At 65.3% G+C, this 14,975-nt stretch carries 12 protein-coding genes and 1 pseudogene; 10 read left to right on the top strand and 3 right to left on the bottom strand.

Annotation, left to right across the window (positions count from 1 at the left end; translation table 11 throughout):
• The first annotated feature begins 37 nt into the window (after nt 1-37).
• From AC6H34_RS14875 to truB, 7 genes and pseudogenes are all read left to right on the top strand, one after another.
• The gene (locus AC6H34_RS14875) at nt 38-1,141 is read left to right on the top strand and encodes a LacI family DNA-binding transcriptional regulator (RefSeq protein ID WP_497539271.1); all 1,104 of its coding nucleotides are present in this window, start codon (nt 38-40) and stop codon (nt 1,139-1,141) included.
• Between the two features lie 161 nt (nt 1,142-1,302).
• A complete protein-coding gene (gene rimP, locus AC6H34_RS14870) occupies nt 1,303-2,004 on the top strand; it encodes a ribosome maturation factor RimP (protein ID WP_448149222.1) in 702 nt (233 codons plus the stop codon).
• A 12-nt stretch (nt 2,005-2,016) separates the two neighbouring features.
• Nucleotides 2,017-3,621, top strand: a complete 1,605-nt coding sequence (gene nusA / locus AC6H34_RS14865) for a transcription termination factor NusA (RefSeq protein WP_448149223.1) — start codon at nt 2,017-2,019, stop codon at nt 3,619-3,621.
• A 9-nt stretch (nt 3,622-3,630) separates the two neighbouring features.
• Nucleotides 3,631-4,371, top strand: coding sequence for an RNA-binding protein (locus AC6H34_RS14860; protein ID WP_497539270.1), 741 nt, complete (start codon nt 3,631-3,633; stop codon nt 4,369-4,371).
• 42 nt (nt 4,372-4,413) lie between these two features.
• On the top strand, nt 4,414-7,893 hold the full coding sequence (infB, locus tag AC6H34_RS14855) for a translation initiation factor IF-2 (protein ID WP_497539269.1): 3,480 nt from the start codon (nt 4,414-4,416) through the stop codon (nt 7,891-7,893).
• A gap of 214 nt (nt 7,894-8,107) precedes the next feature.
• On the top strand, nt 8,108-8,533 hold the full coding sequence (gene rbfA / locus AC6H34_RS14850) for a 30S ribosome-binding factor RbfA (protein ID WP_448151349.1): 426 nt from the start codon (nt 8,108-8,110) through the stop codon (nt 8,531-8,533).
• Nucleotides 8,467-9,465, top strand: a pseudogene (gene truB, locus AC6H34_RS14845) (tRNA pseudouridine(55) synthase TruB); the annotation flags it as partial. The gene rbfA and the pseudogene truB, both read left to right, overlap by 67 nt.
• Before the next feature lie 45 nt (nt 9,466-9,510).
• On the opposite strand, the gene AC6H34_RS14840 reads toward truB, so the two are convergent.
• The 3 genes from AC6H34_RS14840 to ppk2 all read right to left on the bottom strand — a co-directional run bounded on the left by AC6H34_RS14840 (nt 9,511) and on the right by ppk2 (nt 11,081).
• Nucleotides 9,511-9,753 (bottom strand): DUF2934 domain-containing protein, encoded by a 243-nt coding sequence (locus tag AC6H34_RS14840; protein ID WP_497539268.1) that lies wholly within the window; start codon nt 9,751-9,753, stop codon nt 9,511-9,513.
• A 30-nt stretch (nt 9,754-9,783) separates the two neighbouring features.
• Entirely contained in the window at nt 9,784-10,041 is a 258-nt protein-coding gene (locus AC6H34_RS14835; RefSeq protein WP_448149227.1) for a PepSY domain-containing protein, read from the bottom strand.
• Between the two features lie 119 nt (nt 10,042-10,160).
• On the bottom strand, nt 10,161-11,081 hold the full coding sequence (ppk2, locus tag AC6H34_RS14830) for a polyphosphate kinase 2 (protein WP_497539894.1): 921 nt from the start codon (nt 11,079-11,081) through the stop codon (nt 10,161-10,163).
• A 76-nt stretch (nt 11,082-11,157) separates the two neighbouring features.
• On the opposite strand from ppk2, the gene AC6H34_RS14825 reads away from it, so the two are divergent.
• The 3 genes from AC6H34_RS14825 to pstC all read left to right on the top strand — a co-directional run bounded on the left by AC6H34_RS14825 (nt 11,158) and on the right by pstC (nt 14,973).
• On the top strand, nt 11,158-12,477 hold the full coding sequence (locus AC6H34_RS14825; protein ID WP_497539267.1) for an ATP-binding protein: 1,320 nt from the start codon (nt 11,158-11,160) through the stop codon (nt 12,475-12,477).
• Between the two features lie 243 nt (nt 12,478-12,720).
• Nucleotides 12,721-13,770 carry a phosphate ABC transporter substrate-binding protein PstS gene (gene pstS, locus AC6H34_RS14820; RefSeq protein ID WP_448149229.1) on the top strand — a complete coding sequence of 350 codons (1,050 nt, stop codon included), beginning with the start codon at nt 12,721-12,723 and terminating at the stop codon, nt 13,768-13,770.
• Between the two features lie 201 nt (nt 13,771-13,971).
• A complete protein-coding gene (gene pstC / locus AC6H34_RS14815; protein ID WP_448149230.1) occupies nt 13,972-14,973 on the top strand; it encodes a phosphate ABC transporter permease subunit PstC in 1,002 nt (333 codons plus the stop codon).
• Nucleotides 14,974-14,975 lie beyond the last annotated feature (2 nt).

Here is a 14,975-nt window from a genome sequence, read left to right as displayed (position 1 = left end):
TGTTGGGCGATCAGCACTTTAGCGAACGGTACCAACCATGCCTTCCGCCAAGCCAAGAGCGAAGAGAACCCAGCGCAGGGCCCCGAGGGAAGCCGCGAAGGCTCGCATCGGCGATGTCGCGCGCGCCGCTGGCGTGTCCACCGCCACGGTGAGCCGCGCCCTCACCTTTCCCGACCGCGTGCTCGAGGAAACCCGCGAACGCGTCTTCGCCGCGGTGCGCGAACTCGGCTACACCCCCAATGTCGCGGCACGGCAGTTGCGGGCCGGCTCGTCCAAGACAGTGCTGGTGGTCGTCGGCAAGAGGCGCAACCCCCCCTTCTTCAGCGAGGTCCTGCGCGGCATCGACGTCGCCCTCGCCCAGGCCGGCTATTCCGTGCTGATGGGCAATCTCGACGTCCACGACGAGAACACCGAGCGCCATCTGGTGGATCTTGTCTACGGTGGCTACATCGATGGCGCGCTGGTGCTTTCCAACGCGGTGCCTTCGTTCAACGGCCGTTCGATCGCCGACTCGGGCGTGCCGATCGTCGCCATCTGCGCCGAGGCCGACGGCCCGAACATTCCCGCCGTCCTGGTTGACGATGAGGTCTGCTCCCGGGCGCAGACCCGCTATCTCCTGGAAATGGGGCACAGGTACCTTGCCTATATCGCCGGCCCCAAGGGGAATTACAACGAATCCCAGCGCTTTCCCGGCTTTCTCGCCGAGGTGGCCGCAGCGGGGCTGGGGCCGGCCGATTTCGTGCGCTTCGAGGGCAATTACGATTTCGCCTCGGGCGTAGCGGCGGGCGAGGCGTTCCTGAAGCTGGACCGGCGCCCTACCGGCGTGGTCGCCTGCTCGGACGAGATGGCGATCGCCTTCATGAAGACGATCCGGCGTGCCGGCATCCGCGTGCCGGAGGACGTCTCGATCATCGGCTTCGACGGCATCGAGATCGGGGATTACGTGGAGCCCACCCTCACCACCATACGCCAGCCCCGCTTCGCGCTTGGTTCGACGGGTGCGGAAATCCTGCTCGGCATGATCAAGGGCGGGGCCTCCCCCAGGGTGACCGTGCTGAAGGGCGAACTGGACAGGCGCGACAGCACCGGCCCCGCGCGTGTACGCCGGGAACCCCGATCCGCCTCGCAAACGGATGCTTGAGGCCGCGTTTCCACAAGGTGAATAATTCCTTCCTTGCATGGCGGAGAAAAATCCCTATATTGCGACCGTCTCAATGAGACATCTCATAGACGGTCCATGGATCGTTGGTTTGTGAGAGTGGGCCCCAGACCGGGACCCGCTTTTTTTGTTTCGAGGGTTGCTTGACCGAGCCCACCATTGTCAGCGAAGCCGACCTTACGGCCGATGCCCTGCATGAGCCGCGCCGTCTCACCGAGACGGGCGTTGCCGCGCGCGTGGCCGAGATCGTGGAACGCACCATCCTGCCGATGGGCTACCGCCTCGTGCGTGTGCGCCTGACCGGAAACAATGGCGGCACGGTGCAGATCATGGCCGAGCGGCCCGACGGAACCATGACCGTGGATGACTGCGAAGAAGTCTCCAAGGCCATTTCGCCGGTACTCGACGTCGATGATCCCATCGGCAAAGCCTACCATCTCGAGGTCTCCTCGCCGGGGATCGACCGGCCGCTCGTGCGTGCCAGCGATTTCCAGCGCTGGGCCGGCCACGAGGCCAAGATCGAGATGACGCTCATCGTCGCAGGCCGCCGCCGTTTTCGTGGTATCCTGCTCGGTGGGGAAGGCAACAAGGCCAAGGTCCGCCGCGTCGATGCTGGGCCGGGCGAGGCGACCGACATCGAGCTCAAGATCGAAGAGATGAGCGAAGCCCATCTCGTGCTGACGGACGCATTGGTGACTGAATCACTGCGTCGCGCCAAGGTGGCCTCCAAGGCCCTTGCCGCTCAACTTGAGACGGAAGCAGAGGCCGAGCTGGAGGGCGACGAGGCCGAAAAGCCCGAGAACACGCGGAATCAGAAGCCGCACAAGCAACCGAAAACCCGCTGAGAGGAAAGAATCATGGCCGTCAGCGCGAATCGCCTGGAACTTTTGCAGATCGCCGATGCGGTCGCCCGTGAAAAGGTGATCGACCGCCAGATCGTTCTCGCCGCCATGGAGGACGCCATCCAGAAGGCTGCGCGCTCGCGCTACGGCCAGGAAACGGAAGTCCGCGCCGAGATCAATCCCAAGACGGGTGAGATTCGCCTGTCCCGCCTCCTGCTGGTCGTCGACCAGATCGAGAACGACGCCACGCAGATCCTGGTCGAGGACGCGCGCCGCAAGAATCCGGCCGCGCAGGTCGGCGACTGGATCGCCGAGACCCTTCCGCCCTTCGATTTCGGCCGTATCGCGGCCCAGTCGGCCAAGCAGGTCATCGTGCAGAAGGTGCGTGAGGCCGAGCGCGACCGCCAGTTCGACGAATTCAAGGATCGCGTCGGCACCGTGGTGAACGGGCTGGTGAAGCGCGTGGAATATGGCAATGTCGTCGTCGATCTCGGCCGTGGTGAGGCTGTGGTGCGCCGCGACGAACTGTTGCCGCGCGAAGTCTTCCGCCCGGGCGATCGTATCCGCGCCTATCTCTTCGACGTGCGCCGCGAGCAGCGCGGCCCGCAGGTCTTCTTGTCCCGCACCCATCCCCAGTTCATGTCCAAGCTCTTCGAGCAGGAAGTGCCGGAGATCTATGACGGCGTGATCGAGGTAAAGGCCGTGGCCCGCGACCCCGGCTCACGCGCCAAGATCGCCGTGATCTCCCGCGATTCCTCCATCGACCCCGTCGGCGCCTGCGTCGGTATGCGCGGTTCGCGCGTCCAGGCCGTGGTCGGCGAGCTCCAGGGCGAGAAGATCGACATCATCCCCTGGTCGCCCGACGTCGCAACCTTCATCGTCAACGCGCTGCAGCCGGCCGAAGTGTCGAAGGTGGTGCTCGATGAAGATTCCGAGAAGATCGAAGTGGTGGTGCCGGAAGCCCAGCTTTCGCTCGCCATCGGCCGCCGCGGGCAGAATGTCCGCCTCGCCTCGCAGCTCACCGGCTGGGATATCGACATCCTGACCGAGGCCGAGGAGAGCGAGCGCCGCCAGAAGGAGTTCGTGGCCCGCACGCAGACCTTCATGGAAGCCCTCAACGTCGACGAGGTTGTCGGCCAGCTCCTGGCTTCGGAAGGCTTCCGCACGGTCGAGGAAGTGGCCTATGTGGACCCGTCCGACGTATCCTCGATCGAAGGTTTCGACGAGGAGACCGCTGCCGAGATCCAGAACCGCGCCCGCGACTACCTCAATGCCCTCGAGGCCGAGCTCGATGCCAAGCGCACGGCGCTGGGTGTCGAGGACGAGCTCAAGAGCGTGGAAGGCATCACGACTCCGATGCTCGTCGCCCTCGGCGAAAACGACGTGAAGTCGGTCGAGGATCTGGCTGGCTGCGCCACGGACGACCTGGTCGGCTGGACCGAGCGCAAGAACGGCGAAACCACCAAGCATGCCGGCTTCCTGGACGGCTTCGAGCTCTCGCGTGACGAGGCGGAGGCGATCATCATGGCAGCCCGTGTCAAGGCAGGCTGGATCGAGGCTCCCGCGCCGGCTGAAGAAGCTGCGGCCGAGGAAGCCGCGCCGGCCGAGCACGGAGCATGAGCCATCGTGTTGGCAGAGTCGCGTTTCGACGAGCGAGATGATCGCCAGGCGCGTGAGCGCCTGTGCGTCGCCACGCGCCTCGTCCGACCTGTCGATACGCTGATCCGCCTGGTCCCCTCGCCGGACGGCGTGCTGACGCCAGATCTCAAGCGAGTGCTGCCGGGCCGGGGCGTCTGGGTCACCGCGAACCGCACGAGCTTCAACGAGGCCATCCGCCGGAAGGCCTTCGCCCGTTCGCTCAAGCAGCCGGTGGATGTTCCCGCCTCCCTTCCAGAGATGATCGAGAGGCTGCTGGAGAAGGCGGTGCTCGACATGCTGAGCTTCGCCAACAAGGCCGGCCTGGTGATCTCCGGCTTTGCCAAAGTGATGGACGCGCTCGAATCCGAGCGGCTGTCACAGCGTATCGCCGCCCTGATTCAGGCCTCGGATGGCGCCGAAGATGGCGCAAGAAAGCTTGCGCAGGCCGTCAGACGAGCCTATCTAGGTAAAAATGCACCCATCATCATAATGAATCTCGATTCCGCCCATTTGGATTTGGCATTAGGGCGGACAAATGTGATACATGCTGCGCTCTGCGCGGGCCCGGCGGCAACCGGTTTCCTGGATCGCGTTGCGGCGCTCGCTTTCTGGCGGGATGGCGGACTGGCTTCGGCCGAGGACACTCCATCCGGGAAAGCCCCGCTGCAAGCGGACGACGAACCCTCAACGCAAGATGCCGCCCCGTCGCAAGACGGCGACGACGTCATCTGAACTTTTGTATGAAACGGGGCGACCCGCAGGATTTGGCACGGAATGACTGATACGAAGAACCCGGGCGATACGCTGACTGTTACGCCCACCAAGACGTTGACTCTGAAGCGGCCATCGAGCGCACCGGACACGGTGCGCCAGAGTTTCTCGCATGGCCGCACCAAGACAGTCGTCGTCGAGACGGTGAAGCGGCGTCCGTCAGGGCCCGCTCCCACGCCTGCGCCGCCGCCGCCCCCTCCTCCTGCGGCAGCATCGCCGCGTCCGGTGCCCCAGCCTCCGGCTGCCCCCGCCCGACCCGTGGCCCCGCCGCCCGTCGCCGCCGCCCCCGCTGCGCCTGCGCCTGCCCGCCCCGTCGAACCGGTTCCGGCGGCTCCGGCCCCCAGGCCCGTGGAAACGGCGAAGGTGGCCGAAGCACCCAAGCCCGTCGAGGCCCCCAAGCCTGTCGTCGAGGCACCGAAGCCGGCTCCCGCCGCTCCGATCGCGGCTGAGAAGCCTGCCGAGCCGGCCGCGCCAACGCCTGCTCCGCGCGCCGAAACGCCTGCGCCCTCGGCAGCCGCGCCGGCTGCGGCCTCCCGCCCTGTCCAGCAGCAGACGCCTAACCGCCCCGCGCCTCCCCAGCAGCAGGGCTATCGTCCTGGCCAGCCGGGTCAGCGCCCCCAGGGTGGCGGCCAGCGTTCCGGCAACAATCGTCCCGGCGCGGGCATGGTGCTGCGTACCCTGTCGAACGAAGAGATGGATGCGCGTACGCGCGTTCTCGCCGAGGCACGCGTTCGCGAGGCCGAGGATCGCAAGCGTGCAGCAGAGGAAGCTGTCCGTCGCGCCGCCGAGGAAGCGCGCCGCGAGGAAGAGCGCAAGGCCGCCGAGGCACGCAAGCGCGAGGAAGATGAACGTCATCGCCGCGAGGAGGAGACCCGCCGTCATGGCGAGGCCGAAGCGCGCCGCCATCTTGGCGAGGCTGCTCCTGCTCCGCGCGAGAGCGCTCCGCAGCGTCCCGCCTATGGCGAGCGGCGCGAAGGCGGTTTTGAACGCCGTGAGGGTGGCTTTGAACGCCGCGAAGGTGGCGAACGCCGCGAGGGTGGTTTTGGCGAGCGTCGTGGCCCGCCGCGGGAGGGTGGTGGCTTCGGCGAGCGCCGTGGCCCGCCACGCGAAGGCGGTGGCTTCGGTGAACGTCGCGGCCCGCCGCGCGAGGGCGGCGCCGGTGGTGGCTTCGGCGAACGCCGTGGTCCGCCGCGCGAAGGCGGCGCGGGTGGCGGCTTCGGCGAACGCCGTGGTCCGCCGCGCGAGGGCGGTGCCGGTGGCGGTTTTGGTGAACGCCGCGGTCCGCCGCGCGAGGGCGGCGCCGGTGGTGGCTTCGGTGAGCGCCGTGGTCCGCCGCGCGAGGGCGGCTCGTCCTTCGGGGAACGCCGTCCTGGTGGTTTCGGCGCCAATCGCGGCGCATCGGCCTTCGCTCCGTCGGAACCGGCCATCACGCCGCCCGCCGGACGCAATGTCGGCGGCCCGCCCCGCGCCCGTGTCGTCAGCGACGACGAGGATAGCGGCCGCAGCGTGCGCCGTGGCCCCGGCGGTGCCGGTCGTGGCAGCCCTGCCGCTCCCAAGCGCGAGGCAACACCACGCGCCGGCGACGCCAAGTCGCGCGGCCGCCTGACCGTCACCAGCGCGACGGGCGACGAGGAAGAGCGCACGCGCTCGGTCGCCTCGTTCCGGCGCCGTACCCAGCGCATGACCGGCCATCGCCCCGTCGAGGCGAAGGAGAAGATCATGCGTGAGGTGGTGATCCCCGAGGCGATTACCATTCAGGAACTCGCCAACCGCATGTCGGAACGCGCGGTCGACGTCATCCGCCTGCTGATGAAGCAGGGCGAGATGAAGAAGATCAACGACGTGATCGACGGCGACACCGCGCAGCTGATCGTGGAAGAGCTCGGCCACACCGCCAAGCGCGTCTCGGAAGCCGACGTCGAAGAAGGCCTCTTCAGCGAGGCCGACATCGACGATCATCTCGAGTCGCGCCCGCCGGTCGTGACCATCATGGGCCATGTCGACCACGGCAAGACTTCGCTGCTCGACGCGATCCGCTCGGCCAATGTCGTCTCCGGCGAAGCCGGCGGCATCACCCAGCATATCGGCGCCTATCAGGTGACCTCGCCGCTCGGCGGCAAGATCACCTTCATCGACACGCCCGGCCACGCCGCCTTCACGGCGATGCGCGCCCGCGGCGCCAAGGTGACGGATATCGTCGTGCTGGTGGTGGCTGCCGATGACGGCGTGATGCCCCAGACGGTGGAAGCCATCAATCACGCGGCGGCCGCCAAGGTGCCGATGATCGTGGCGATCAACAAGATCGACAAGCCCGATGCCAGGGCGGAGCGCGTGCGCACCGAACTGCTTCAGCACAATGTCCAGGTCGAAAGCATGGGCGGCGAGACGCTGGAGGTCGAAGTTTCGGCCAAGCAGCATCTCAATCTGGACAAGCTCCTGGAAGCCATCCAGTTGCAGGCGGAAATCCTCAACCTGCAGGCCAATCCGGACCGTCCGGCCGAGGGCACCGTGATCGAAGCCAAGCTCGATCGCGGCCGCGGCCCGGTCGCCACCGTGCTCGTGCAGCGCGGCACCCTCAAGGTCGGCGACATCGTGGTCGCCGGCGCCGAGTGGGGCCGTGTACGTGCCTTGGTCAGCGATATCGGCACCAACATGGCCGAGGCCGGCCCGTCCGTTCCGGTCGAGGTGCTCGGCTTCAATGGTACGCCGGAGGCGGGCGACCGCGTCGCGGTGGTCGAGAACGAAGCGCGTGCCCGTGAGATCACGGAGTATCGCGAGCGTCAGAAGCGTGAGAATGCAGCAGTCCGCATGAGTTCGGGCCGCGGCACGCTTGCGGACATGATGTCGGCCCTCAAGGCCGGATCCGGTGCCCGCGAACTGCCGCTTGTCGTCAAGGCGGACGTGCAGGGGTCGCTTGAAGCCATCATCGGCGCCCTCGACAAGGTGGGCAACGACGAGGTGAAGGCGCGCGTCATCCATTCGGGTGTCGGCGGCATCACCGAGTCGGACATCACCCTGGCCGAGGCGTCCGGCGCCGCGGTGATCGGTTTCAACGTTCGCGCCCACAAGGAAGCGCGCGAGGCGGCCGAGCGCACCGGGACCGAGATCCGTTACTACAACATCATCTACAACCTCGTGGATGACGTGAAGGGCGTGCTCTCTGGCCTGCTGGCACCGACGCTGCGCGAGGAGTTCCTCGGCAATGCCCAGATCCTCGAGGTGTTCAACATCTCCAAGGTCGGCAAGGTCGCGGGCTGCCGCGTCACCGACGGCCATGTCGAACGTGGCGCCAATGTCCGCCTCATCCGCGACAACGTGGTCATCCACGAGGGCAAGCTCTCGACGCTCAAGCGCTTCAAGGACGAGGTCAAGGAAGTCCAGGTCGGCCAGGAATGCGGCATGGCTTTCGAGAACTACCAGGACATGCGTGCCGGCGACGTGATCGAGTGCTATCGCGTCGAGGAAATCAAGCGCACGCTCTGATCGGCCCCGCGAAAGATCGAGCATGGCCGGGCTCGTCCCGGCCATGTCTGTTTTGAGACCTTGGCGGACCTGAAGGCCGTCTCCCAGGACCGCAGGTGTCTCGCCTGCCCCTGGAAACGAGGCGGTTCGAGGGGCAGGCGAGACGCCTGCGGTCCCAAAAGCGTTCCTCGCGGATGTGCCCCTGACGGCAATGTGCATAACAACGAAAGCAACGATGCCCCGTCTTACCCCCTCCTCCTCCAAGCCCCCGTCGCAGCGTCAATTGCGTGTCGCGGAACTGATCCGCCACGCGATTGCCGACGCCCTGCAACGCGGCGAGATCATGGATCCGGCGCTGGAGGGCAAGGTGATCACCGTGCCCGAGGTACGGATGTCCCCCGACCTCAAGATCGCCACCGTCTATGTAATGCCCCTGGGCGGCAGGGATGGCGAGGCGGTGATCAAGGCGCTTGCAACCCACGCCAAATATCTGCGGGGTCTCATCGCGCGCCGGGTGACCATGAAGTTCGCCCCCAATTTCCGCTTCCTGCTCGACACGACCTTCGACTACGCCTCGAAGGTCGACGATCTCCTGCGCAAGCCCGAAGTCAGCCGCGACCTGGAGCAGAAGCTCCCCGGCGCGGAGGAGGACGAGGAATGAGCGCGCCCCGTTCCAATCGGGTGGAAGTCAACGGCTGGGTCATCCTCGACAAGCCCGTCGGCATGACGTCGACCCAGGGTGTCGCGGTGGTGAAGCGTGTCTTCAACGCCAAGAAGGCCGGCCATGCGGGCACGCTCGATCCGCTCGCCTCGGGCCTGCTTCCCATCGCCCTGGGCGAGGCCACCAAGACGGTTCCCTATGTGATGGACGGCCGCAAGGTCTATCGCTTCACCGTGACGTGGGGCGTCGAGACCAACACGGACGACACCGAGGGCGATGCCGTCGCCACCTCGGAGAAGCGGCCCACGCTCGCGGAAGTCGAGGCATTGCTGCCGCGCTATACCGGCGTCATCAGCCAGGTGCCTCCGAAATTCTCGGCCATCAAGATCGACGGCGAGCGGGCATACGACCTCGCGAGGGATGGCGAGGAAGTCAAGCTCGAAGCCCGCGAGATCGAGATCCATCAATTGAAGATCATCGAGAACACTCCTGAGGCGACGACGTTCGAGGCAGAATGCGGCAAGGGCACCTATGTGCGCGCGATTGCCCGCGATCTCGGCCGGGACCTGGGCTGCTATGGTCATGTCACGGCCCTTCGCCGCGCCGTGGTCGGCACCTTCGACGAACAGGACGCGGTGACGCCGGACGAACTGCGCGCCATGAAGGACGGCGCGGAAAGCCTCCCGCCCGTGGAGGAGGCCCTCCTGCCCGTGGAAACCGCGCTCGAGTCCCTGCCGACACTGGCCGTGTCGCAGCATGACGCCGGCCGCCTCGCCCGCGGCCAAAGCATCATACTGCGCGGACGCGACGCGCCCGTCTTCGAGGGCGTGGCGGCGGTCATGTCGGGCGGCGTCCTGGTGGCGCTGGCCGAACTGGAACGCGGCGAACTCCTGCCCAAGCGCATCTTCAAGCTCGGCGGAGTAACCGTCTAGGCGACATTCCGGAAGGCTCGCGAGCCCATGGGAACCGCACCCGGCTCAGTGCTTCCTGGCCTTGCCCGCTTTTCCCTTGACGGTGGGCATGTCGCCAGGAACGGGCGCATCCTCTTCCGTCTCCGGTGTTTCGAAGAAACGCGAGGTCAGCGCCGACTTGGCTTCCTCGCCGGCGATGAATTTCTTCGCCATCTCCCAGTGCCTCTGCTCGCTTCCGTCTGGGCACCCCTCCCGCAGCCAGATCTCATAGGCCTTCATGCGAATGCGCTGCTCGGTCGAATGGGTCATCGTCGAACTCCCCTGTTCGGTTGAAAGCGGCTATTTCGGCTCACCCGTCATGGCATCCAGATGCAGTTCCACCTTGGCCTTGTCCGAGGTGTAGTAGATCACCTCGTAATAGCCGCTCGTGGACCAGTCGATCTGCGAAATATAAAGGAATTTGTCGCGAGTCTCGACCTTGGAGATCAACTCCGAGAGCTTCTTGCCATTTGCGGGAGGCGCCGCCGCGTCGCTCTGCGCGAAGGCGGGACCGGCGAAGAGCGCGGCGGCGAGCAGCGCTACAGCGATTTCTTTCATGTGTCGCACCATCGGATATCGTTCTCGACAACAACGGCGATGGGTGCGGCGTGGTTCCATGCGGCGCTGACGGCCGGGCGCCGCTCCGGAGCCCGGCCGCCGAAGTGCTGCGACGCGCCTTATATCTCTCCACCCTTGGCAAGGAAGCGCTCGGCGGTCAGGACGATCTTGTGATCCTGGTCACCGACGAGTCCCTCGTCCTTTTCGGGATAGGGCAGGCCGGCCAGCACGCCGCGGATGGTGGCAAGGCGCGTGCGGTATTTGTCGTTGGCCTTGACGATGGTCCAGGGCGTATCCACCGTGTCGGTCGCCGCCAGCATGCGGTCATAGGCGTTGGAATAGGCGTCCCATTTGCCCACGGCCTGATGGTCTATGGGCGAGAGCTTCCACTGCTTGAGCGGATCGGTGTGGCGGGCATACAGGCGCTTGAGCTGCATGGCCTGGCCAATCGTGAGAAAGAGCTTGAACAACCGGATGCCGTCGCGCACCAGCATCGCTTCGAATTGCGGCGCCTCATGCAGGAATTGGTCGGTCTGGTCGGCCGTGCAGAAGCCCATGACCGGCTCGACGCCCGCGCGGTTGTACCAGGACCGATCAAAGATGACGATCTCTCCCTTGGTCGGCATCTCGGCGGCGTAGCGCTGGAAGTACCACTGCCCCTGCTCGGTAGGCGTCGGCTTCGGCAGGGCGACGATGCGTGCATCGCGCGGACTGAGATGCTGGGTGAAGCGGTGAATCGCGCCGCCCTTGCCGGCCGTATCGCGCCCTTCGAATACCACGACCACGCGTTCGCCCTGCTCTCTCACCCAGTTCAGAGCCTTGAGCAATTCGATCTGGAGGGCCAGCAAATCACGCTTGTAGGTTTTGGAGTTGAGCTTTTGCTTGTGCGGATAGCCGCCAGAGCCGAATGCAGCCGCGTCGATCACCGGTGACAATTCGTCTCCGTCGAGGCGAAACTGTGCTATCGCCCGCCTGAGGCCGTCTTCTTCTTTCTTTTGACTTGCTTTCTTTGTCACCACGGCCTCCCCAAATCGCCCCATTGTCGTGAAACTGTCATGGGCCTGCATACATTGCCACGGTGAACGAATTCCACAACGACTCACATGGATTACCGCAATGTCGATGGTGATGGGGCGTTCCCGGCTCTTGACGAAATTGACCTCCGGCGGTGTAGCTGAAACCGTGGGTTCGAACCAAACCATCTTGCGCCGCATCTGGGGACGCCGCTGGCTCGTGGCGGCCATTGCGTTCGTCGTGGGCGTGCTGTCGCTGTGGGACGGAATCTCCGCCTGGCATGGCCTTGCCGCACTCGCCATGATCGTCGCCGCGGCCGGCCTCATCCCCCCAGGCATGGTGCCGGACGGCTCCGCCATGCCCGCCATGCCCGATGACGGCAGCAAGCCCTCCTTCGAGGATCTGGTCGCCGCCATTCCCGACCCGGTGATCGTGCTCGACGCAAACCTCGCCGTGCGCTTCTTCAACCGCAAGGCACGCGACATCATCCCGAATCTGCGCGTGTCCGAGGCCCTGACTTACGCCCTGCGCGTACCGGAACTGATCGATGCAATCCGGGCGGCGCTAGAAGCGGGTGGCACCCGCCAGATCGAATATTCCGAGCGTGTTCCGGTGGACCGCGTGATCGAGGCCCAGATTTCCACCATCGCGCACGGCGGCGGCCGGCCCGATTTCGTGGTGATCGTGCTGCGCGACGTCACTCAGCGCCAGCGCGTGGAACAGATGCGCGTCGACTTCGTCGCCAATGCCAGCCATGAACTGCGCACGCCGCTCGCCTCGCTCCTCGGCTTCGTCGAAACACTGCAGGGGCCGGCCCGAAACGATCCGGTGGCGCGCGAGAAGTTCCTCGACATCATGCGCTCGCAGGCCAACCGCATGTCGCGCCTCATCGATGACCTGCTCTCCCTGTCACGCATCGAGCTCAATGCTCACGTCCAGCCCGACAAGCCGGTCGACCTCAACATGGTGGTCGGCCATGTCGCCGATACCCTCGGCCCGCTGGCGCAGGATCGAGGCGTCGTGCTCAGCGTCGACAAGCGCGTGCCGCTGCTGGAGGTGCGCGGCGAGCGGGACGAACTGATCCGGGTGTTCGAGAATCTCGTCGAGAACGCCATCAAATACGGCGCGTCGGGGGGCCGGGTCGAAGTCACGCTCGATTCGGTTGCCAAGCCGCAGGGCAAGGGCCTCGATGCAGTCGTGACCGTGCGCGACTACGGCCCGGGCATCGAGGCAGAGCACGTGCCTCGCCTGACCGAACGCTTCTACCGCGTCGACACCGCCAAGTCGCGGGAGAAGGGCGGCACCGGCCTCGGCCTCGCCATCGTCAAGCACATCGTGGCCCGGCACCGCGGCCGACTCGGCATCGAAAGCGTGCCGGGAGAAGGCACGGTTTTCTCCGTCAAGATCGATCAGATCACGTGATGAGACAACCTGTGCGTGTATCAAAATCGTTCGGCCGACTTTTACAATCGACCGCCGGCATTGCGGCACGTTACATTACAATCCACATAACCAATTGATTTAAAATATATAATTTTGTCATAAAACGATAGTCTAGTTGTCATAGAACCGTTGCGGCGCACTCTTAGGACTCGCGCCGTTGGGCAGGGCTGACGATCGGGAAGCGGTTGGGGGCGCCTGCGCCGAGAACAACGGAGATATCCCGTGAAGCTTTCATTTCTTGCGCTCGCCGCTTCAGTAGCCCTGTCGAGCACGATCGCTGCCACCGCTGCCTATGCAGGCGACATCACCGGCGCCGGCGGAACGTTCCCCGCTCCCGTCTACAACGCCTGGGCTACCGATTATAAGACCAAGACCGGCAATTCCGTGAATTACCAGGCCATCGGTTCGGGCGGCGGCCAGACCCAGATCACCAACCGCACCGTGGACTTCGGCGCTTCCGACGCTCCGATGGCTGCCGACAAGCTCGCCGCCGCCAAACTGCTGCAGTTCCCGACCGTCGTCGGCGCCATCGTGCCGATCGTCAACATCGACGGCATTGCTTCCGACCAGCTCGTGCTCAGCGCCGATGTGATCGCCAAGATCTACCTGGGCGAGATCACCAACTGGAGCGATCCGGCCATCGCCGCCCTCAACAAGGACGTCAAGCTTCCCGACCTCGACATCGCTCCGACCTATCGTTCGGACGGCTCGGGCACCACCTTCGTGTTCACCTCGTTCCTTGCCGGCGTCAATGCCGACTGGAAGGACAAGGTCGGCGCCGCCACGTCCGTGCAGTGGGCTGCCGGCTCGGGCGCCAAGGGCAATGACGGCGTCGCCGCTTCGGTCAAGAACACCAAGGGCGCCATCGGCTACGTCGAATACGCCTACGCCGCCAACAACGGCCTGACCGTCGTCGACCTGCAGAACAAGTCCGGCCAGACCGTGAAGCCGACCCTGGACTCCTTCACCGCCGCCGCCGCCAAGGCCGACTGGGCGAACGCCAAGGACTATGCCGTGTCCATGGTCAACGTCGAGGACGACAAGGCCTGGCCGATCGTCTCCACCACCTTCATCCTGCTGCCGAAGGACCCCAAGGACGCCGCCAAGTCGGCTGACGTCATGAAGTTCTTCGACTGGGCCTACAAGGATGGCGCTCCGGCCGCCGAGAAGCTGCACTACATCGTTCTGCCGAGCGACGTCGTCGGCAAGATCCGCGCTTCCTGGTCCGCCGAGATCAAGAGCGCCGACGGCAAGGCCATCTACAGCAACTGATGTGTATTGCGTTCTCCGGCGTGGCTTTCGTCACGCCGGAGTTTTCGTTGCCGAACCGCGTATTTTCACTACCGAGCATCTGTGCACAGCCGGCTCAGGCAGATTTGCTCGTCCTTCATGACACCCGGCGGCTTTGATCTTTCCTGGCGACCAGCCCGAACCTGGCAGGCAAGACCAAAGCTGCTCTGACGAGGAGTAATCATGAGCGCCATCGCCGATTCATCACGGGACTCCGCATCGGTAGCCGATGCAGCCCGGGGGTCCCCCTCTCCGGAGGCCAAGCGCGTACCCGGCGCCGCCTTCGATCCCATCTTCAAGGCCGCGCTCTATATCTGCTCCGGCCTGATCCTCGTTCTGCTGGTCTCCATCGTCATCCTGCTGTTCTGGGGTGGCTGGCCGGCGCTCTCGCATTTCGGACCGAGCTTCTACTGGTCGACGATCTGGAACCCGGTGACCGAGAAGTTCGGCGCCGGCGTGATGATCTACGGTACCCTGTTCACGGGCTTCCTCGCGCTCCTGATCGCCCTGCCCATGTCGTTCGGCATCGCGTTCTTTCTCACCGAGATCGCGCCGCTGCCGATCCGCAAGCCGGTCGGCATGGCGATCCAGCTCCTCGCCGCGGTGCCTTCGATCATCTTCGGCATGTGGGGCGTGGTGGCGATCATCCCGCTCATGGCCAACTACATCCAGCCCTTCCTCAAGGCCGTGTTCGGCCATATTCCGGTCGTGAGCTATCTTTTCGCTGGCGCCACCAGCGGCTTCGGCATGCTGACCGCCGCGGTGATCCTGGCCTTCATGGTCATTCCCTTCATTACAGCGATGTTCGTCGAGATCCTCGAATCCGTGCCGGCGATGCTGAAGGAATCGGCCTATGGCGTCGGCTGCACCACCTACGAGGTGTTCCGCAACGTTTCCGTGCCCTATGGCCGCACCGCCCTCGTCGGCGCCACCATGCTCGGCTTCGGCCGCGCCCTCGGCGAGACCATGGCCGTGACCTATGTGATCGGCAACGCCAACCGCATCTCGGCCTCGCTGTTCTCGTCCGGCGCGACCATCGCCTCCACCATCGCCAACGAGTTCCCGGATGCGCCTGCCGGCTCCCTGCGCAACCAGTCGCTCATGGAACTCGGCTTCGTGCTCTTCGTCATCTCCTTCATCGTGCTTGCGATCTCCCGCATGCTCGTCAAGTCCGGCGCCAAGTAAGA

Source organism: Labrys sp. ALF-8, assembly GCF_059699065.1.
Note: the sequence above shows the minus strand (reverse complement) of the source record. Positions and strands in the feature narration are given on the sequence as shown.